13 protein-coding genes are annotated in these 19,536 nt (G+C 67.9%); 8 read left to right on the forward strand and 5 right to left on the reverse strand.

From position 1 onward, the window contains the following. Positions 1–141 precede the first annotated feature (141 nt). The 5 genes from tssA to A3CW_RS0139775 all read right to left on the reverse strand — a co-directional run bounded on the left by tssA (position 142) and on the right by A3CW_RS0139775 (position 8,196). On the reverse strand, positions 142–1,257 hold the full coding sequence (gene tssA / locus A3CW_RS0139755) for a type VI secretion system protein TssA (RefSeq protein WP_028208503.1): 1,116 nt from the start codon (positions 1,255–1,257) through the stop codon (positions 142–144). Next, on the reverse strand, positions 1,254–5,195 hold the full coding sequence (locus A3CW_RS0139760) for a type VI secretion system protein (protein WP_028208504.1): 3,942 nt from the start codon (positions 5,193–5,195) through the stop codon (positions 1,254–1,256). The genes tssA and A3CW_RS0139760 overlap by 4 nt, the downstream gene beginning before the upstream one ends. Then, on the reverse strand, positions 5,192–6,253 hold the full coding sequence (locus A3CW_RS50490) for a DotU family type IV/VI secretion system protein (protein WP_051482028.1): 1,062 nt from the start codon (positions 6,251–6,253) through the stop codon (positions 5,192–5,194). The genes A3CW_RS0139760 and A3CW_RS50490 overlap by 4 nt, the downstream gene beginning before the upstream one ends. Next, positions 6,246–7,613 (reverse strand): type VI secretion system baseplate subunit TssK, encoded by a 1,368-nt coding sequence (tssK, locus tag A3CW_RS0139770; protein ID WP_035515335.1) that lies wholly within the window; start codon positions 7,611–7,613, stop codon positions 6,246–6,248. Before tssK ends, A3CW_RS50490 begins: the two co-directional genes overlap by 8 nt. Positions 7,614–7,701: 88 nt before the next feature. After that, positions 7,702–8,196 (reverse strand): hypothetical protein, encoded by a 495-nt coding sequence (locus A3CW_RS0139775; RefSeq protein WP_051482029.1) that lies wholly within the window; start codon positions 8,194–8,196, stop codon positions 7,702–7,704. A 548-nt stretch (positions 8,197–8,744) separates the two neighbouring features. Here A3CW_RS0139775 and tssB point away from each other — a divergent pair. From tssB to A3CW_RS0139815, 8 genes are all read left to right on the forward strand, one after another. Continuing rightward, the gene (tssB, locus tag A3CW_RS0139780; protein ID WP_028208507.1) at positions 8,745–9,320 is read left to right on the forward strand and encodes a type VI secretion system contractile sheath small subunit; all 576 of its coding nucleotides are present in this window, start codon (positions 8,745–8,747) and stop codon (positions 9,318–9,320) included. Between the two features lie 21 nt (positions 9,321–9,341). Further along, positions 9,342–10,817 (forward strand): type VI secretion system contractile sheath large subunit, encoded by a 1,476-nt coding sequence (tssC, locus tag A3CW_RS0139785; RefSeq protein ID WP_035515337.1) that lies wholly within the window; start codon positions 9,342–9,344, stop codon positions 10,815–10,817. A 133-nt stretch (positions 10,818–10,950) separates the two neighbouring features. After that, on the forward strand, positions 10,951–11,457 hold the full coding sequence (locus A3CW_RS0139790; protein ID WP_028208509.1) for an Hcp family type VI secretion system effector: 507 nt from the start codon (positions 10,951–10,953) through the stop codon (positions 11,455–11,457). Positions 11,458–11,469: 12 nt separating this feature from the next. Beyond that, complete coding sequence (gene tssE / locus A3CW_RS49155; protein WP_051482030.1) at positions 11,470–11,964, forward strand: type VI secretion system baseplate subunit TssE; 495 nt, start codon at positions 11,470–11,472, stop codon at positions 11,962–11,964. Continuing rightward, positions 11,948–13,735: a type VI secretion system baseplate subunit TssF gene (gene tssF / locus A3CW_RS0139800; protein WP_028208510.1), complete on the forward strand. Its 1,788-nt coding sequence runs from the start codon at positions 11,948–11,950 to the stop codon at positions 13,733–13,735. Before tssE ends, tssF begins: the two co-directional genes overlap by 17 nt. Then, entirely contained in the window at positions 13,699–14,829 is a 1,131-nt protein-coding gene (gene tssG / locus A3CW_RS49160) for a type VI secretion system baseplate subunit TssG (protein ID WP_035515339.1), read from the forward strand. The genes tssF and tssG overlap by 37 nt, the downstream gene beginning before the upstream one ends. Beyond that, positions 14,826–17,492, forward strand: coding sequence for a type VI secretion system ATPase TssH (tssH, locus tag A3CW_RS0139810; RefSeq protein ID WP_028208511.1), 2,667 nt, complete (start codon positions 14,826–14,828; stop codon positions 17,490–17,492). The genes tssG and tssH overlap by 4 nt, the downstream gene beginning before the upstream one ends. A 49-nt stretch (positions 17,493–17,541) precedes the next feature. Then, entirely contained in the window at positions 17,542–19,530 is a 1,989-nt protein-coding gene (locus A3CW_RS0139815) for a type VI secretion system Vgr family protein (protein ID WP_028208512.1), read from the forward strand. Positions 19,531–19,536 lie beyond the last annotated feature (6 nt).

Genomic DNA, 19,536 nt, shown 5'->3' on the forward strand with positions numbered 1-19,536 from the left:
CCCATGTCCCCGCACACCTGTTACCCATGTCTCCGGTCCATACACCGCTGCAAAGAAAGGAGGTGCCGCCCCGCACAGGGGCAACGCCTGCATACCGACGCGAAAACAAGCATGCCCAGTCGGTGTGAACAGAAAAAAAGCCTACGTTTCCCCACTCTCGGGCAGCAACCCAAGCGCCGCCCCCAACGCCCTGCCCCGCTCGCCGGCCATCAGCTCAGCGAGCAGTTCCGGCAACGGCTTACCACCCCAGTCAAGCGCCCGCTTGAGCATATAAGGCACAGGACTATGCGGCTCATAGCGCATGAGGTACTCCGCAACAATAGCGAGCAACCGATACGCCTCATCGCGCGACTGCGGCGCATCCAGTCTCCTCGGCCCAACGGGCTCCAGCACCGCGCCAGCCGCAGCAACCTGAACCGCCGCAGGCTCAACCACAGCCTCCTCCTGAATCGATGCGGCCTCAACCATCGGTACGTCCTCCCATTCGGGATGCGTCGTGAGCCAGTCACGCAACACGCTCTCCATGCGCTCCAGCGTCTCCAGTAGCGCTCCGAACGACGGCGCCTCCGCGCCGAGCCGCTGCGTGCACCACGCATCGAGTTTCGCTATGGGCGCCCGAGCCGCGCGCAGCGCCTGTAACTGGTCGCGCAACGCGGCAGGCGCCGCCGCATGCGCTGCCTGAGCCAATGCCTGCGCCACGCGGGCGACCTCCTCCCGCTTCGCGGCCGGCACGTCTTTGCGGTCTTTCAACGCGACAGCCTCGCGCTGCGCGCCCTGCCAGCGCGCAAGCGTCAGCGCTGATCCGTCCGGCCCTGCGCACAACGCAATCCGGCCGCCGAGCAAGGTCGGATACTGCTGGGCCACCCACGCGAGCGGCGCGGCCCGAAAGCCCAGGTCGCCATCGCGCGGCAACGGATGAATGTCGTCCCAAAAGCGCGCACACAATTCGCTCAGTAATACGAAGCTATCCGGCAAGGCAACACATCCGTATCGATGCAGCCAGCTCTCGCCCAGCCATGCGGCGAGCGTCAAATCCTTGCTACGGCGCGCGAGGATGTCCTCGCAGCCCGCTTCGACGGCGGCCCAGTCGGCAACCTTGAGCGTGGTTTGCCAGATGCCCGCTGGCAATGCCGGATCGTCCTCGCGTCGCGCCGCCTTGATGGCGTCGAACGCGGCGTCGTGCAGGAGCGAGACGCCGGCTGGCGCGCCGCCCGGTATCGGTTGAACGAGTGCTTCGATGTCGAATGCCGGGTTCATCCGCGCCCCGCTTGTGTGCTCGACGGATACGGTCCATAGGTGACCGCAGGGGTGCCGTATGCGCTGTAGCCCGGCGCGGCGTACGGCAGGTCAGGCCAAATGAGCGCCGCTTTCGACGCGCCCGTCATGCCCACACGCATGAACATGCGCGCGGTTTGTGTGCCGCCGTTGCGGTCGCGCACCGGCACGCTCAGCACCATGCGTGCGTTGCCCGCGCCCGTGCCGGTATCCACGCCGTCGTCCGGAACCGCGTGCAGGCGCACGAGGCGCAATAGCGCCCACGTGTCGTTTGCCGCCCAGGTGGCGGCTTCGCCGTCGACCGAGAGCGTCGGCTGCGAGGCGTCCTGCATAGGCCGCCACGGACCGTCCTTCGCCCAGCGCAGGCTCAGCGCGGCAGGCTGCCCCGGCGCCCAGCGCAGCGGCGTGCCCGCCGTGGCGGGCCAGGCGAGCGTCTGGCTGCCGCTCGCAAGCGACCACTGGATGACCTGGTCCGCACCGGCTTCGTCGGCGCGATCGATGCGCCAATCCACCGCCACGTCCACGCCCACGAGCGCGCCGTCCGCGCCGCGCGCCACCAGCGCGTCGAGCCATGGCTTCGCGCGTGCGAGCTTCGAGAGAAACTGCTGCGCGCCCGCTTGCGGGCCGCCGCTCGCGGCCGCGGCGCTCATGCCGCGTTGCGCGTCCGCGAGCTTCGCGTCGAGCAGCGCCACGAAGGCCGCCGTCTGCCGCAGGTCGGCGGCCTGCGCGTTCGCATCCGCGGAGAACGGGAAGCGGCCCGCCAGGTAGCGCGCAAAATAGTTGCGCAGCTGTTCGTAGGCCTCCCCACCAGTGCCGATTTGCAGCCGGTAGCAGCGCTCGCGCGCGGAAGAGACGAGCCGCATGCCCGCGCTCGCGACGATGTCGCCCGAGCCCGGTACATCGACCTGTGCGAGCGAGGCGCTGCACGTGTCGAGGTCCATCTTGTCGAGCTGGTTGGAGATGATCGACGGCACCGCCACCAGCGCGCTCGCCGGGCTGCGCGCGCGGTATTGCGCGAGGTCCGCGAAGAGCGCCTTCCAGCGCGCCACGAGCCGTGCGTCCGCGGTGGAGAGCGGCGGGTTCTGCGCGGTCAGCCAGTCGAGCGCGCTCGACGCGAGCGTGGCCGTGTCCGCCACCGCACTCGACTGCGCGGCAAGGTAGGTTTGCAGCGCTTCGGGCGTGGCGGCGCCGAATGCGCGCATCGACCCGCCGGCGTTGCCGTTCCACGCCGAGAAGTCGCCGCGCAGCGGTCGAAACGGTTCGAGCGATTGCAGCTGGACATCGGTCGAGCGCAGCACGTCCAGCGCGGCGTCGCTCACGCGCAGGGCGACCGCTTGCGCGAGATCGGCGCGACCGAGCGAGTCGAACGCTTCCACGAGATCGGTCGCGTTCTTGCGCAGCGTGTCGAAGGACGCGCCCTGCGTTGGCGGCGCGTAGGCGACGTTGCGCGCCCCGGCTGCCGATGTTGCCGCTGTTGCAACAGGAGCCGAAAGCGCGGCCACCATGCTGTGCACGGTCGCGTTGCCCGCCGCGGCGAGCAGCGCGCCGCGCCACGCTTCGGGCGCCTGCGCGAGAAGGCCGGCGGAATATTGCTTGTAGGCGGGCAGGATCGCCAGTGCGCGCTGCGCCGAGTCGGCATCCACGCCGCGGATTTCGGCCGTCGCGTTGCCCTCGCCCGCGACGAACGACTGGCCGAGCAGCGTGCGCAACGCGTCGCGCAGCGGCAGCAGGTCCGAGGCCAGTTGCAGCCCTGTGGTCGGATTGGAGGCCAGCACGCCAGGCAGGTTGCCGCTCGCGAGCCAGCGCGCCGCGAACGCGCTTTGTTCGCTCTGTTCGTGCTCCAGCACGCTCGCCACGGGCGTCGCGCCGATCAGGCGCAGCCCCTTTGCGGTGTCGAAGGTCGCCGTGAGTCCCGGCACGAGTTCCTGGCCGTGCGTGCCCGCCCAGCCGTGGTCCGCGGTGTCGACCTGGATCGCGAGCGTGTCGATGCGCGTGGCCAGTTCGGAGAGCGAGGCGGTGGTCGGAACGGCGCCAGGCGCCTTGAGATCGGCGAGCATGGCCTGGATTTGCGCCGCGTTCGTCGTGAGCGAGGAGTCCTGATAAATGTCGTCGAACCAGCGGTCGAAGGTCTCCTCGAAGCACACGCTCGCACGCGCTTGCGCGGCGCGCGCCTCGGTGCCGTCGAACGACAGTTGGCCGCCTTCCACCGCGGTCGCGCGCACAGCGTCGTCCAGCCCCGCGCGGTCGGCCACATGATCGGGCGAAAAGCTTACGCCCACCGCGCCGCGCATGAGCTGAGCGAGCATCACGGTGTTGCCCGAATCGCGTTCCACCAGTTCGTTGTAATTCGTGATCAGCCGCTCGGTCTGCGCCGCGTTCGTGACGAGCCGTGTGCCCTGGGTGTATTCGGGCAGGTCCTGGGGACGCCGCGCGGCGGCCGCGAGGCTCGCGTTGTCGCCCGACCCGGCGGCGCCGTCACAGTTCAGATCGGCGAGACGGCTGACGAGCCGCGCGCGCAGCGGCGTGAACACGAGCCCGCTCAGCACGTGGTATTGCGCGTCGTCGAGCCGGCGGCGCAGGCCGAAATACGAAAGCGGCATAAACGGCGTGGCGAGCTGCCAGCGCGGCACCTTGACGAAGGCGTTCGCGGCGCTGCCCAGCGCGTTCGCCACCGCCGTTTCGCTCGTGCTCGCGCCCGCTTCGTGCCAGGCGACGCTGGCGAGCGCGAGCGCGTCGTAGCTGCTCGCGAGCGAGCGTGCGTCGCTGCGCACGTGCCAGGTGGTGATGCCCAGGCCCACGCACCAGCACACGCCCAGCGCGATCGCGCCGAACGTGGCGATACGGTAGCGCCGCATGCGCAGCGCGAGCACGCGCGGAATGGCGAGCGCGAGTCCCTGTCCCGGCATCAGCAGGTCGTGCCAGAGACGCGACGCGAAGGCCGGCGCCGCCGCCGCGCGCGCCTCCCTGCGCGCCGCGGTCGTGATGGCGGGCTCCTCGCGCTCCTGCGCCTGCGGCATCGCACCTACGCACCAGATGCCGCGCAGGAGCGGCGCGGTGCCGTCCGCAGCGCCGCGCAAGGTGGGCTCGATGTGTTCGCGCAACGGTTCGCGCAGCGTGTCGAGGCGCTGCGGCAGCAGGAATACGTCACCGTCCAGCGCGCCGTCCAGCGTGCCCATTTCGGTGACCGTCGCCGCGAGCGCGCGGCTCATGTCGGCGAAGGCTTCGTCTACCCACGCGGCTTCGAAGGCGCGCCGCGGCGCATACGGCGAGGCCCAGCCCAGCGGCGTTTCGATGCGCTCGCGGCGCAGCCGGGCCGCGAGCGCATTGAAGCCCGGCAGCGCGTCGCAGCCCGTGACCACCACGTAGAGCGGCAGCATCTGGCCCAGTTGACGTTGCAGCGCGAGCACCGTGCGCGAGGCTTCGAGCGCCGCGTCGGTGTCCGCGCGCGCGGTTCCGTTTTCGTCGATGAGCGTATCGAGCGCGATCACCCACACGAGCGTGTCGAGCGGGCGGCCCGGCCGGTTGCGCAGCAGACCGCGCAGCAACCGCCCGCCGGTCGAGCCGCGCCGGCGCTCGGCGGCCGCGCGCGCGCCGAGCGACTCGCCTGGCTCCGCGATCAGAATGCCTTCGGCGTCGTGCCAGAGCCTGCCGAACCAGGCCGGCTCGCCAACGGGCGTGAGGCGCCAGCTGAGCGCCAACGCGTCGAGCGCAGCGGGTGCTCCGGTTGCCAGCACGCGCGGCACCGAGTACGGATCGCGCACGCCCATCGCGTTGTGCGCCGTGCGCATCATCGCGGAGAAGTTGCGCAGCGGCCTGCGTTCATCGCGCCCGCGCAACCAGCGCACGACGAGTACGGCTGCGAGCCCCACAATCAACAGCGCGATGAGGACGATCAGGACGACTACGAGTGTGGTCGTCATGGCCGTGCTCCGCGTGGCGTGGCGTCCGGGCTGTCTTCGCTGGCTTCGTCGATGCCCTGTGCGCTCACCGCGACGATGCGCCGTGCCGCGAGCGCGAGCGTGGCGGGCGGCGTTGCGGAAACTGTCGGTGCCTCGGGTATGTCCTGATTCTGCGGCATGGCCTGAACGTCGGCGGGCGGAGCCGCTGGCCGCAGTCTTCGCACTGTCCGGGCGCGCGGCAGCACCATGCCCGTGGTGCTCGTATGGCTCGCCTGCGTCGGACGCCCTTGCGCCAACGACACCGTTTCGAACTGTTCGAGCGATGGCCGCACAGGCGCCGTCGCATAGAGCCACAGCAGCTGCGAGATGCCGAGCAGCGCCGCGAATCCGCCGCCCACGAACAGGGCGAGGCGTGCGCGGTCTGGAAACATCTGCGTGAGCGGACGGGTTTCGCGCGGCGCCAGCGCGGCGCGTTCGAGCGGCGCGCCAAGCCGGTCGGGCTCGGGGTCGCGCTGCATGGCGAACGCGAACAACGCGTGGCGCAGCTGGTCGTGCCGCAAGGCGCCCGCCTCGCCGCGCAGGCGGCCGCGAAAGCCTAGCGTGAGGCAGGCGAGATAGACGTTGGCGAGATCGCGCTGCGCAGGATCGCGCTGCGCGAGCAAGGTTTCGATGGCGGCCGGGATACGCTCGCCCGCCGCGCGCGTACCGAAAATTCGCGCTTCGAGCGGATACGTTTCCCACGCGCTCGCGCCATTCCACGCCGAAAACAGCAGCAATTCGTCGAGTAGCGCGACATAGGCGTACTGCGCGGCGGCGATGTCCGCTTCGCCCGCCGCGCCGGTCCAGGCCATCGCGTCGCGCGCGAGCTTGCGTGTGGCGGACTGCAGCTGCGTGGCGAGCGCGTCGGCATCGCGCTGGGGATCGGCGGGCGTCTCTGCGCTCGCGGCGTTCGCCGCGCTGGCTGCATTCGCCGCCTGCGCGACCGCGCGCAGGCGCGCGTTCTCCGCGAACGCGAACGCCACGACGAACGCGCGCATGAGCGGCAGGCGCTCGTCGCTCTGGTCGCTGGCATCAAGCATGATCGGCTCCCGCCTGGCGGGCGTCGTCGGCGGCGTCGCCCGTGGGCGTGAAGAGTTGCACAGCCCAGGGCGCGCGGCCCGGCACGGTCGTGCGGACCTCGATGCACAACGGCTGCGCGCGGTCGAACCACGCGTCCTCCACCGCCACCGCGAAGAGCGTCGTGTCGTCGCCCGTGGCATAGGCTGCGCGCTCCTCGCGCGCGAGCCGCCGGCGCGCGAGGCCGCGCATGCGTTGCCGCGCGAGTGTGGGCACGTAGGGCCGCGACGCGACGACGGCATGATCGAGCCACACGCTCGCGTCGTGCTCGCCCGCGTCGGGCGGCATGCGCAAACCGATCACGAGTTCGCGCGCCACGTTGCCGCCGCTTTCGAACGGCGGCGCGATCCAGAAGCTGCCGCCCTCCTCGGTGAACGCGCGCACGCGGTACCCCTGGCGGATCGTCGCGAGCGCTTCGTCCGCCCATTCGAGCAGCGGATCGAACGACGCGAGCAGCGCCATGTAATCGAACGTCGCGAACGCGGGCACGCCGCGCGCGGGACGCAGCGCCGCGAGCGCGCCCGTCATGCCGGCAACGGCGCGGTACAGTTCCGCGGGATGCGCGATGCCGGTGACGAGCGTCGCCTCCACTTCGGGCAGGCGGCTCCAGAGCGCGCAAAGCTGGCGCTCGATCTGGCCCGCGTCGTCGCGCTCTTCCGCGCGTTGCGCCGCCTGCAGACGCCCGGCCAGGAACACGCATTTTTCGCGCACGCGCAGCAGCAGCTGCATCACCCGTTGACCGAGCACCGAGTCGGCGCGCACGAACGGACAAGGCGGCGCGTAGTCCGCAATCGCCACGCCGCCGCCCTGCTGCCTCACGCGCATGAGCGGCAAGCGGTCGAATTCGTGACGGCCGAGATCCGTCATGAGGTGCAGCCGCGGCGTCCATGTCGTGATCGAAGCCGGCTCGCCGCCCGAGACAAGATCGGGAACGTCCGGACTCTCGCGCTGGGTGTAGCGCCCGGCCTGCGGATCGAGCTGGCCGCCGCGATACAGCGGCGGCACCGCGAGATAGATCGTGACCTCCTCGTCCGGCGCGCTGAACGCGTGGCTCACGTCGATCTCCAGCACGGGATCGTGTGGCGTGTGGCGGATGGCGAGGCCGTCGGCCAGAATCGCCTCCAGCGCGCTGATGCGCACGAGCCCCTGGGCGAGCCCCGCGGCGTCGTGCTCCAGCGCGAGCACGCCCCAGTAATGCGCGCGCGCGGCGCCGGCGAGCAAGGCCGCGTGCCCCGCCGCGTGCAGCGCCTGGGTCTGGAAATGCTGCGGCAGCAAGGGCATGCCGTCGAACCAGCAGACCGGATCGGGAAACGAAGTTCGCATGATGTGTTTGCTTTCTATTGCTAAACGTTTCGTCGTTCAGTGTTGCCGCGGCGTCGTGCGACACCGTTGCGTCACACAGTCTCGTTGCTCAATGCGCGGCCTGCACGCTCAGATCCTGGTCGCCGAGCAGCAGCAGCGCGTGAGCGGGCCCCGTGTCGAGCCTCACGCGGTGCGCGCCCGGTGTCTGGTAGTCAGCAAACACCACCACGCCCGCGCCCCGCTTGCCGCCAAACGGAAACGGCGCCGCCGCGATCTGCTGGCCTGGCACGACTTCGAACGAGACGACCGTGATGTCCTCGGGATGATCGCGGCGCCATTGATCCCGCTGCGCGAACCACTTCGCCGAAGGCAGGCCGAGCAATGCGTCGAGCAGTTGCGGGTTGCGCACGAGCACGGCGTCCACGGCAATGGGCGTGTCCTGATTCGCTTGAGTGGAAACGGCAATGGCCAGGGTATCTACCTGTACCTTGGGCAGCGACGAGCACGCCGCGAGCCCCTGCGCGAGCGCGAACGCCAGCGTGGCGGCACGCCAGCCGTACGGCTTCGCGGCGCGCGACGCGCCGGCGAATAACGTGGTGATCACTGCGCAATCCCCATTGTGTGCGTCGCCTCTTGTCCGCGATGCCTCCTGCCCGCGCGCAGGAGAATTCATGCTAGTTCGTATTTCTAATCAAGACGCATGTTCCGCTGCGCAAGCTGTTTCGCGCGTAGTCTACAAGCGCCCCATGCGTCATTGCAATAACGATTTTTTAATCGATCAATTCAAAAACAATGCGTAAATAAACTTGAAAGGAAATGAGTCTATGCGCCGTAAATATACTTTGAAATTCCGCGTTTACTGTCCTAAAGTCGTGACCGTCTATCTTCACGACGTGCGCGACGAAGGACAAGGTGAAGCCGCACGCAGCGCGAACGCTTGACGCCGTGAATGCTCTCGTCTGACGAATCCGGGGCATGCTTTAGCTGTGTTTTTTCTGAAGGACCGGGAATGCACCTGGCAATCGTTTAATTACGTTTTGCGGGGCATTGTCGTCTTAAAGAAAACGCATCATGAAAAGGGCAGATTGACGACAAACGCGCATCTCTCCCGTTACACAATGCAATAGAAGAACGACCGCCACCGAGGTGACCATGGCCGACAGTACCCAGCACTGGTTCGAACGGAACCGACCGCCGCGTGTCCAGATCACGTACGACGTCGAAACGGGCAATGCCATCGAAAAACGCGAGCTGCCGCTCGTCGTGGGCATTCTTGCCGACCTCTCCGGCAAGCCTGTCGAGCCGTTGCCGAAAATGACGGAGCGACGCTTCGTCGACATCGACCGCGACAATTTCAACGACGTGATGAAGTCGATCGGGCCGCGCGTGACGCTGCAGGTCGACAACACGCTCGCCGCCGACGGCAGCAAGGTCAACGTCGAGCTGAAGTTCGAGCATATCGACGACTTCGATCCTGTGAGCATCGTCCAGCAGATCGGTCCGCTCAAGCAGCTCTACGACGCGCGGCTGCGCCTGCGCGACCTCCTCACCAAGCTCGACGGCAACGACGAACTGGACAAGCTCCTCCAGGAAGTGGTGCATGACCCGAAGGGGTTGAGCGAAATCCGTTCGGCGCACCCGCAGGACACGCCGGCTGCGCAGCTGCCGCCGCCCGCAGGCGACGCCCCTGCACCCGCCAGCCCTTCCAGTGACACGCCGGCCAGCTAAGGCCAACGCGAGGAGACGATCATGTCCGACATTCAGGCCGCCGCGACCGCGCAGGCGGGTACGGTCACGCTGCTCGACCGCATCGTGCACGAAGGACGCATGGCGCAATACGAAGAGCAGCAGCAGCATGCGCGCGAGCTGCTCGCCGAGTTCGCGCTGCAGGTGCTCGACAAGAACATGACCATCAGCCGCGACACAGTGGCGATGATCAACGATCACATCCGCAAGATCGACGAGCTGATCAGCGAGCAGCTCAACGAGGTGCTGCACCATCCCGACATGCAGGCGCTGGAGTCGTCGTGGCGCGGGCTGCACTTTCTGGTGAAAGGCTCCGAAACGGGCACGCGCCTGAAACTGCGCCTCCTGAACGCTTCGAAGAAAGACCTGCAGAACGATCTCGAGAAGGCCATCGACGTCGACACGAGCGCGCTCTTCAAGAAGATCTACGAAGAGGAATACGGCACGTTCGGCGGTTTTCCGTTCAGCGTGCTGGTGGGCGACTACTACTTCACGCGCCAGACGCCCGACGTGAGCCTGCTCGAAAAGCTCGCCTCGGTGGCCGCCGCCGCACACGCGCCGTTCATTTCGGCCGCGCACCCGCAGCTGTTCGACATGTCGAGCTTCACGGAGCTGGGCGTGCCGCGCGATCTCTCCAAGGTCTTCGAGACGATCGACATGGCCCGCTGGCGCGAATTCCGCAAGAGCGAAGACTCGCGCTATGTCGCGCTCACACTCCCGCACATCCTGATGCGGCGTCCTTATCATCCGGACAGCAATCCGGTGGAGGGCATGAACTTCTTCGAGGACGTCGACGGCACCGACCACTCGAAGTATCTCTGGGGCAACGCCGCCTTCGCCCTGGCGCAACGCATCACCAACGCGTTCGCGCAGTACAGCTGGTGCGCCGCGATTCGCGGCGTGGAAGGCGGCGGCGCGGTCGAGCGCTTGCCGGACCACATTTTCCAGACGGCTTCGGGCGACAAGGCCATGAAGTGCCCCACGGAAGTGGCGATTACCGACCGCCGCGAAAAGGAGCTCGACTCGCTCGGCTTCATTGCGCTCGTGCACAAGAAGAACGAAGGGCTCGCGGTGTTCTTCGGCGGCCAGACCGCCTGCAAGCCGGCGCTCTATAACACGCCCGAGGCCACGGCGAACGCGCGCATTTCGGCCATGCTGCCGTATATCCTCGCGGCGTCGCGCTTTGCGCACTACATCAAGGCGATCATGCGCGACAAAGTCGGCAGCTTCATGACGCGCGACAACGTGCGCGCCTATCTCAACACGTGGATTGCCGACTACGTGCTCGTGAACGACAACGCGCCGCAGGAAATCAAGGCCCAGTATCCGCTGCGCGAGGCGCGCGTGGACGTGACCGATGTGCCGGGCAAACCCGGCGCGTACCGCGCGACGGTGTTCCTGCGGCCGCACTTCCAGCTCGAGGAACTCACTGCCTCGATCCGGCTCGTGGCGACGCTGCCGCCGCCGGCGGCCGCCTGATCCACCCGCGCAAGAAAGCGATTCGATGAAGAAACGACGGCCAGGCGGCGCATAAGCGCCCCTGGTCCCTGAACGCGCCTGGCGCCGCGCACGCGGCCCGCGCGGTTCCTTACTGCTTCGGGAGCAGCAAACCATGGATTCGATCATTCTCGACCTGGGCGGCGACATCAAAGGCGAGTGCACGCTGGAAGGCTATACCGACAAGATCGAGTTGATGTCGTACAGCCACAACGTGGCGATGCAGGTCACCAACGACGTCAGCAACTCGGAGCGCACGTCGGGCAAGCCCCATCTCGGCGAATTCACCGTGACGAAGTTCGTCGACGTCGCCACACCCACGCTCAACGAATATTGCTGCTCCGGCAAGGCCATTGCGAGCGCGACCGTCGTGGTTGGCCGCAACGCCGCCGAAAGCGACGGCAAGATCATGCCGTTCATCACCTATACGCTGAACAACGTCGTGCTGAGCAACGTGAGCGTGTCGGGTGGCGCGGGTGGCAAGCCCGTGGAAACGCTCTCGCTGAACTTCACGAAGATCAAGTGGGAACTCACCGCGCAGAAGGACGACGCCACCAAGGAAGGCACGGCGGCCACGACGTGGGATCTGGCCGCGAACAAGGTCGTGAAGGCGGCAAGCTAGCGCGCACCGCCTATGGCGAACGTCCGCGCCTTCATCGCCATCGCGCCGATGCCGCTCTTCGAGCGGCTGGCCGACGACGCGCCTTTCGACGCGCATGAGTCCGTCGACGAGCTCGCCGCGCGTACGCTGGACGCGGCCGGCTTGCGCGCGTCGGTCCGCGCGGAGTTGCTGCGCCTTCTCAACACGCGCCGCGGCGCGCCGCGCATGCCGCGCGCGCCGGACGTCCTGCTCTACGGCCTGCCCGACTGGAGCGGTCAAAGCGCGGCTCGCGCGGAAGACCGGGCAGTGATCGAGCGTGAAGTGGCCGAGGCCATCCGCGCGTTCGAGCCGCGCCTTCGCGACCCGCGCGTGAAAATCGAAGCGGACGCTGCCGCGCCATGGCGGCTGTGCCTGCGCATTCGGGGAACGCTGCGCGGCAGCGACGGCGTGGAACACGTCGTCACCTACGTCGCCGGGCAGGACGGCGAAACGCAGTCCATCGGGATCATCGATGAACGACTCGCTTGATGCGCAACTGCTCGACTACTACCAGCGCGAGCTGACTTATCTGCGCCGCGCGAGCGAAGGCTTTGCGCAGCGGTATCCGAAGATCGCCCGGCGGCTCGAACTCGGCCCCGGCGAGAGCGCCGACCCAAACGTCGAACGTCTGATTGAAAGCTTCGCGGTGCTGACCGCTCGCATCCAGCGCACGCTCGACGACGAATACACCACGCTCACGGACGGCCTGCTCGAGCAGTTCTATCCCTACGCATCGCGGCCCGTGCCTTCCATGACGATCGTGCAGTTCGAGCCGGACCCTACGCAAGGTAGCATCGCCGCAGGGTATCGCGTGCCGCGCGACACGCCTCTCATGCACGTGGACGCGAGCGGCGCGACGGTCTACTGGCGCACGAGCAGCGACGTCACGCTCTGGCCGGTCACCCTCGCCGCGGCCCAGTTGCTCGACGCCGAGGAAGCCCAGGCGCTCACCGGCAATGCGTCGCTGCAATCGGCGCTGCGGCTCACGTTGCGGGCCATCGGGCCGCACAAGCTGGGCGCGCTGCCGATCGAGCGCTTGCGCGTGCGCCTCACGGGGTCGCCCGTCACCTCCGCCGCGCTCTACGACCTGCTCGGCGCGCACAGCGCCGCCACCTGGCTGCAGACGCCAGAGGGTACCTTGCACGCGCAACGCGGGCTGCCCTCCCCGGTCGGCTTCGATGAAGAAAACGCGCTCCTGCCGCTCGAAGACGGCGCGCATCCGGCCTGCCGCCTGCTGGTCGAGTACTTCGCATTTCCCGAGAAGTTCGCGTTCTTCGATCTGCCGTTCAAGCCGCCCGCCGATGCGCTCGACAGCGTCGATCTCGTGATCGGCTTCACGGCGGCTCCGCGCGGGCGCTTCACGTTGCATACGCACGATATCCAGCTCGGCTGCGCACCCGCGCTCAATTTGTTCGCGCGCACTTCCGAACCCTTGCGGCCCGACGGCACGGCGCGCGAAATGCGCGTGAGTCCCGACGCGCACCGCGAATCGAGCACCGAGATCTACGCCGTGCGCAACGTGCGCGCCGTGGCGGGCCGCACGGTGACGGACGTGCCGCCCTGGTACGGCTCGATGCACGGCGCGGATTCGGCTATCTACTGGTACGCGCGGCGCGTGAGCGGCCTGCATCCGTCGCGACCCGGCAGCGACGTCATGCTCACGTTCGTCGATACACGTTTCGATCCCGCCGCGCCCGCGGCGCGCACGCTCACTGCGGACCTGTTGTGCACCAATCGTCATTTGGCCCACCGGCTCGCACCGGGCGCCGCGCTGTCGTTCGAAGTGCCCGGTCCCGTGACGAGCGTGCGCATTGCGCATCGGCCCACGCCGCAGATCGTGGCCGCGCTCGACGGCACGTCGCGCTGGCGCCTCGTGTCGCAGCTCGTCCTCAACCACACGTCGATCGTGGAAGGCCCACAGGCGCTGCAGTCACTGCGCGAAATGCTCATGCTCCACAATCTCGGCGCGCATGCCCCCTCGCAGCGCCAGATCGCGGGACTCGTGGCAGTGTCGAGCGAAGCCATCGTCGCGCATGTCGGCACGGACCGCTGGCGCGGCTGGCGCAACGGACTTGGCGTGCGTATCGAACTCGACGACGCGAGCTTTGTGGGCACGAGCACCGTGCTCTTTTCCGGCGTGCTTGCGCAATTCTTCTCGCTCTATGCGAGCGTCAACCGTTTCGTACAGACCTCGCTCGTGCGCGACGGTCGGGAGATCCGCACATGGCGGCCGACGATGGGCAGCCCGCTCGTTCTCTGACGCAGCGGCTGTTCGACGAACCGCATGCGTTCGAATTCACGCAGGCGGTACGTCTGCTCGAGTTGTTGCAGCCGCACGCGCAGCCGCTCGGCACCGGGCTCGACCCCGGCCAGGAAGCGCTCGCGTTGAGCGGCAATCTTTCTCCCGCGTTTCCGGCGAGCGCGCTCGGGCCATTGCGGCGCGGCTTGCCGCGCTCGCTCGCTTTTGCGCCTCAGCCGGGCGAAGAACCATCCGCAGCATCCGTCCATGCGGGACCGCCCCAGCTCCAGGTCAACGCGTTCGCGCTGGGCGGCCCGAACGGCCCGCTGCCCGGGGCATGGCAGGAATGGCTACAGGACCGTCTGCGCCGCAAGGACCGCTCGGCATCGGCGTTTCTCGACATCTTCCAGCACCGGCTGCTGGCGCTGCTGTATCGTGCGCAGCGCAAGTACCGCAGCGCCGAGCCGCTGCCCGCCACGGCGCAGCGTTCAGCCGACGTCGTGCTGCGCGCGCTGACGGGCAACGCCTCGCTGAATTCGCGCGCCTCGTACAACCGCGCGGCGCAAGAAGCGCCAGCGCCGCCCGAGCCACTCGACCTGCGCGCCGTGCTGGCGCGCGCGGGCCTCTTCGCGAACCGCCGGCGTTCGCTTGCGGGCTTCGACGTCATGGTGCTCCATCATTTCCGCGTGCACGTGCGCTCCACGCCATTCGCGGGCGGCTGGCGCACGCTGCCCCCGGCGAGCCGCACGGCGATCGGATCGGGCGGCCGCAACCGGCGGCTCGGCCAGGATGCCGTTGCGGGCACGAGGATCTGGGACGAACACCAGGGCATACGCGTGCGGCTCGGACCGCTCAGGCGCGAGCAGTACGAAGCATTCCTGCCGGGCGCGCCTGCGCACGAAGCGCTGCATTCGCTGGCCGCCGAGTGGTTCGGCGCCGAACTCAAGGTGCATCTCGAACTGCAGCTCGCCGCAGGCGAATTGCCGCGCGCGCGCCTCTCGCGGCACGCGCCGCTGAGACTGGGCTGGACCGCCTGGGCCGGCGCGGCGGAATCAGCGCCCGCGCGCCTCACGCGCCTTGCGCCCGACGACATACAGGGGCGTACCGGGCCGTGACGCTCGATCTCAAGACGCTCGTTGCGCGCCTCGAGCGCGAGCCGCGCGAAGCCCTCGAACGCGCCGCGCAGCAATGCCTGCGTGAAACGCATTTCGTGGTCGAAATCGAGCACTGGCTGCACGCGCTCGCCGAACCCGAGGGTGGCGATTTCGCGTGCGTGCTGCCGCACTTCGGTGTGGACCGCGCCGCGCTCAGCGCCGAGATCCGCATGGCGCTCGCGCGCTTCAAGCGCGGCAACACCGGCATGCCGTCGTTCTCGCCCGACCTGCTCGTGTGGCTCCAGGACGCGCTCGTGCAGTCCACTGTCGTGCTTCAGCAGCCGCGCGTGCGCGCGGCGACGCTGCTCATCGCCCTGCTGGAAAACGACGCGCTGCGCGCACGCGTCGTGCATGGGGCACCCACGCTGCTTCGCGTGGCGAGCGCTGCGCTGCGCGCCAATTTCAGCGTCTGGCTTGCGCCCATCGAAGCGGCCGCGCCGCTCGCGCCGTTGACTCCGGTCGCTCCCCTCGAACCGGCCACAGACGACAACGCGACCATTCCCGCGTTCGCGGGTGCGCTTGAGACCGCTGCGCCATCGCCCGCCCTGCTCGACCAATACACGCTCGATCTCACCGCCGAAGCGCGGGCCGGACGCATCGACCCGATCATCGGACGCAATGCGGAGATTCGCCAGACGCTCGACATCCTGTTGCGGCGGCGGCAGAACAACCCCCTGCTCGTGGGCGCGCCGGGCGTGGGCAAAACGGCCGTGGTCGAAGGACTCGCGCTGCGCATCGCGGCCGGCGACGTGCCGCCGCCGCTTGCCGAGGTCTCGCTGCGCATGCTCGACCTCGCGCTGCTGCAGGCGGGCGCGGGCTTGAAAGGCGAGTTCGAGCGACGCCTGCGCGCGGTGATCGACGAGGCACGTCACTCGCCCCGGCCCGTCGTGCTCTTCATCGACGAGGCGCATACGATGATCGGCGCCGGCGGCGCGGAAGGCGGCAGTGACGCCGCAAACCTGCTCAAGCCCGCGCTTGCGCGTGGCGAGCTACGCACGATCGCGGCCACGACGTGGCTCGAATACAAGAAGTACTTCGAGCGCGACCCCGCGCTCGCGCGGCGCTTCCAGCTCGTGCAGATCGAAGCGCCCGACGAGCCCGCGGCCGTCGCCATGCTGCGCGCGCTGGCGCAAAAGTTCGAGGCGCATCACAACGTGACGATCCTCGACGCCGCCATCGTCGACGCGGTGAAACTCTCGCATCGGTACATCTCCGCGCGCCAGTTGCCCGACAAGGCGATCGCCGTGCTCGACACCGCGTGCGCGCGCGTGGCGCTCGCGCAGCACGACACGCCGCCGCAACTCGAAGCCGCCAGGCACCGGCAGCGCGCGCTCGACGACGAACTGCTGCGCCTGCGCACGGAAACGGTGCTCGGCGCGAACCACACGCAGCGCCTTGCCACGCTCGAAGCCGAACATGCGCACAACGCCACGCTCGTCGAGACGCTGGAAACGCGCTGGCATGACGAGGCAGCTACCGTGCGCGAGATTCTCGCGGTACGCGCGCGCCTGGCCGCCCTCGACGCAGCGCCTCGCGATGCCGTCAACCACGGCGCGCAAGAGCCGCCAGATAGCGCGGACGCGAACGAGAACGAAAACGAGAACAGCGAGGCCGCCGATCCGCGCGAAGACCTCGCCGCCGAGCTGGCGCGCCTCGAAAGCGGCCTCGAAGCGATTCGCGACGACGATCCCATGGTCCCGGTTTGCGTGGACTCGAAAACCATCGCCGCCGTGATCGCGAGCTGGACCGGCATTCCCGTGGGCAAGATGCTCGCCGACGAAGCCCACGCCGTGCGCACGCTCAAGGGCCGTCTCGCGCAGCGCATCGTCGGGCAAGACGCTGCGCTCGACCGCATCGCCATGCGTATCCAGGCGTGGCGCGCGGGACTCGCCGACCCGTTGCGCCCGGTAGGCGTGTTCCTGCTCGTGGGGCCGACGGGCGTGGGCAAGACCGAGACGGCCTATGCCCTTGCGGATGCGCTCTACGGCGGCGAGCGCAATCTCATCGTGATCGACCTCGCCGCGTATCAGGAAGCACACGCCGTCTCGCAGCTGCGCGGCGCGCCGCCGGGCTATGTCGGCTATGCGAGCGGCGGCCAGCTCACCGAAGCGGTGCGCAGGCGTCCTTATAGCGTCGTACTGCTCGACGAAATCGAAAAAGCGCATGTCGACGTGCTCGAAGCGTTCTACAACGTCTTCGACAAGGGCGTGATGGAAGACGGCACCGGGCTCGTGGTGGATTTTCGCAACACGGTGATCCTGGCCACCAGCAACGTGGGCGCCGAGCTGCTGCTCAATACGCCCGCCGCAACGCTTGCCACCGACGCCTTTGCGCGGCGGCTGCACGATGAACTGCTGCACGCGTTTCGTCCGGCGTTCCTCGCGCGCATGACCGCCGTGCCTTATGCCGCGCTCGACGACACGGTGCTGCGCGCCATCATCGAAAAGAAGCTCGAACAACTGCGCATGCGCTACCGCGACGCGACGGGCAAACAGTTCGCCTTCGATAGCAGAATCATCGACGCCGTGCTTGCGCGCTGCCGCGCCGCGGGCGGTGCGCGCGAGATCGACAACGTGCTCATGAACGAGCTGGTCGGCACGCTCGCGCAGTGGGCGCTCGAATGACGACGCACGGGACTCGCCACACCGCATTCCACTCAACATACTCCCCGCGATGAACCGCCCCATTTCCGCCGACACCGATGCGCGCATCAGCCTCACCGGCGACGCGTTCAGCACGCTCTTTCCCGCCCGCTTCGATGCGCGCGAGGCGCTGGATGCACCCACCACGCTGACGCTGCACGCCCACGGCGGATTGCCGCCGCCCGCCCCCTCGGGCATGACGGGCAACCATGCAACGCTCTCGCTCGCGTGGGGCGAGTCGCCTCGGCTCATCGACGCCGTATGCACGCGCGCCGCGCAGTTGCCCTCGACGATAGACGCCAGCCACTTCACCCTGGCGCTGCGTTCGTGGTTGTGGCTGCTCACGCTCTCGCGAAACAACCGCATCTTTCAGGGCAAAAACGCCCAGGAGATCATCCAGGCCGTATTCGGGGGGCACAGCTTGACGGACTACTCCTTCTCCATCACGGGCACGCCGGCTACGCGCGAATGGTGCGTGCAGTACGCGGAGTCCGACTTCGCGTTCGTGAGCCGCCTTTGCGAAGAGGAAGGCTGGTTCTATTTCTTCCGCCACGATACGGGCAGCCACACGCTCGTCATTGCCGACAGTAACGACGCCTTCACGCCCTTGCCCGGCGACGCGACACTGCATTACACGGGCGGCACGAGCGGCGCGCGCGAATCGACGCAGATCGTCCACTGCGAGGTCGTCGAAGAGACGGCCACCGGTCTCTTCTCGCATACCGACTACGCGTGGGAGACGCCGACCGCCCAACTTTATTCGCAGGCACAGGCGGCATCGAATGGACACAGCGTGTACGAATATCCGGGGCGCTACGCCACCAGCGGCGATGGCTCCACGCTCTCCAAGCACCGTGTGGATGCGCTGCGTGCGCCTACACGGATCCTCATTGGCGAAAGCGATTGCCGCGCGCTCGCGCCGGGCTGCCGCTTTACGCTGGCAGATCACGAATCGAGCGACGCCAATATCGAATGGGTCGTGCGCAGCGTGATTCACGAAGCCGATCACAACCGCTATCGCAACCGTTTCGAAGCGTTTCCGTTCGCGACGACCTGGCGGCCCGCGCGCGCGACGCCGCGCCCCTTCATGCCCACGCAGACCGCGACGGTGGTGGGCAAGAGCGGCGAGGAATTGTGGACGGATCAGTACGGCCGCGTGAAGGTTCAGTTTCACTGGGACCGCGACGGTCAGAACGACGAGCAGAGTTCGTGCTGGATTCGCGTGGCGCAGCCCTGGGCGAGCAAGCGCTTTGGCATGCAGTTCATGCCGCGCGTGGGCGACGAAGTCGTGGTGACCTTCATCGACGGCGATCCGGACCGGCCGCTGATCACAGGCAGCGTGTATAACGGCGCGAATCTGCCGCCCTATACGCTGCCCGACAACCAGACGCAGTCCGGCATCAAGACGAATACCTCCAAAGGCGGCAATGGCTTCAACGAGCTGCGGTTCGAAGACAAGCAGGACAGCGAGGAAATCTTCCTGCAGGCGCAAAAGGACCTCAACGCCAAGGTGATCAACGACGCCGCGTGGACCATAGACCACAACGAAACGAGCACGATCAAGAACGACCGCGCGCATACGATCAAGGAAGGCAACGATACCCTCACGGTCGAACAGGGCAACCGCACCACGACGGTCAAGACCGGCGACGAGACCGTCGACATCAAAGGCGCACGCACCGTGAAAGCCGGCGGCAACGAGACGCGCACGGTGGGCGGCAACCTCGATCAGACCGTGACCGGCAACATGACGCTCACCGTGGACGGCAACCTCACCATCAAGGTGAGCGGCACGCTAACGCTGCAAAGCACGGGCAACCTCACGGCGAAGAGCGACGCATCGCTTACGAACCAGGCCGGTGTGTCGCTCACGAATCAGGCCGGGACGTCGCTGACCAACAAGTCGGACGGCACGCTTTCGAACGAAGCCCAGAGCGTGACGAACAAGGGCGCCGTGCAACAGACGGTGGACGGAGGCGGCATGCTGGTGGTCAAGGGCGGCATAGTGAAGATCAACTGAGGCGAG

Source organism: Paraburkholderia nodosa DSM 21604 (genome assembly GCF_000519185.1).
GTDB classification, from domain to species: Bacteria; Pseudomonadota; Gammaproteobacteria; order Burkholderiales; family Burkholderiaceae; genus Paraburkholderia; species Paraburkholderia nodosa.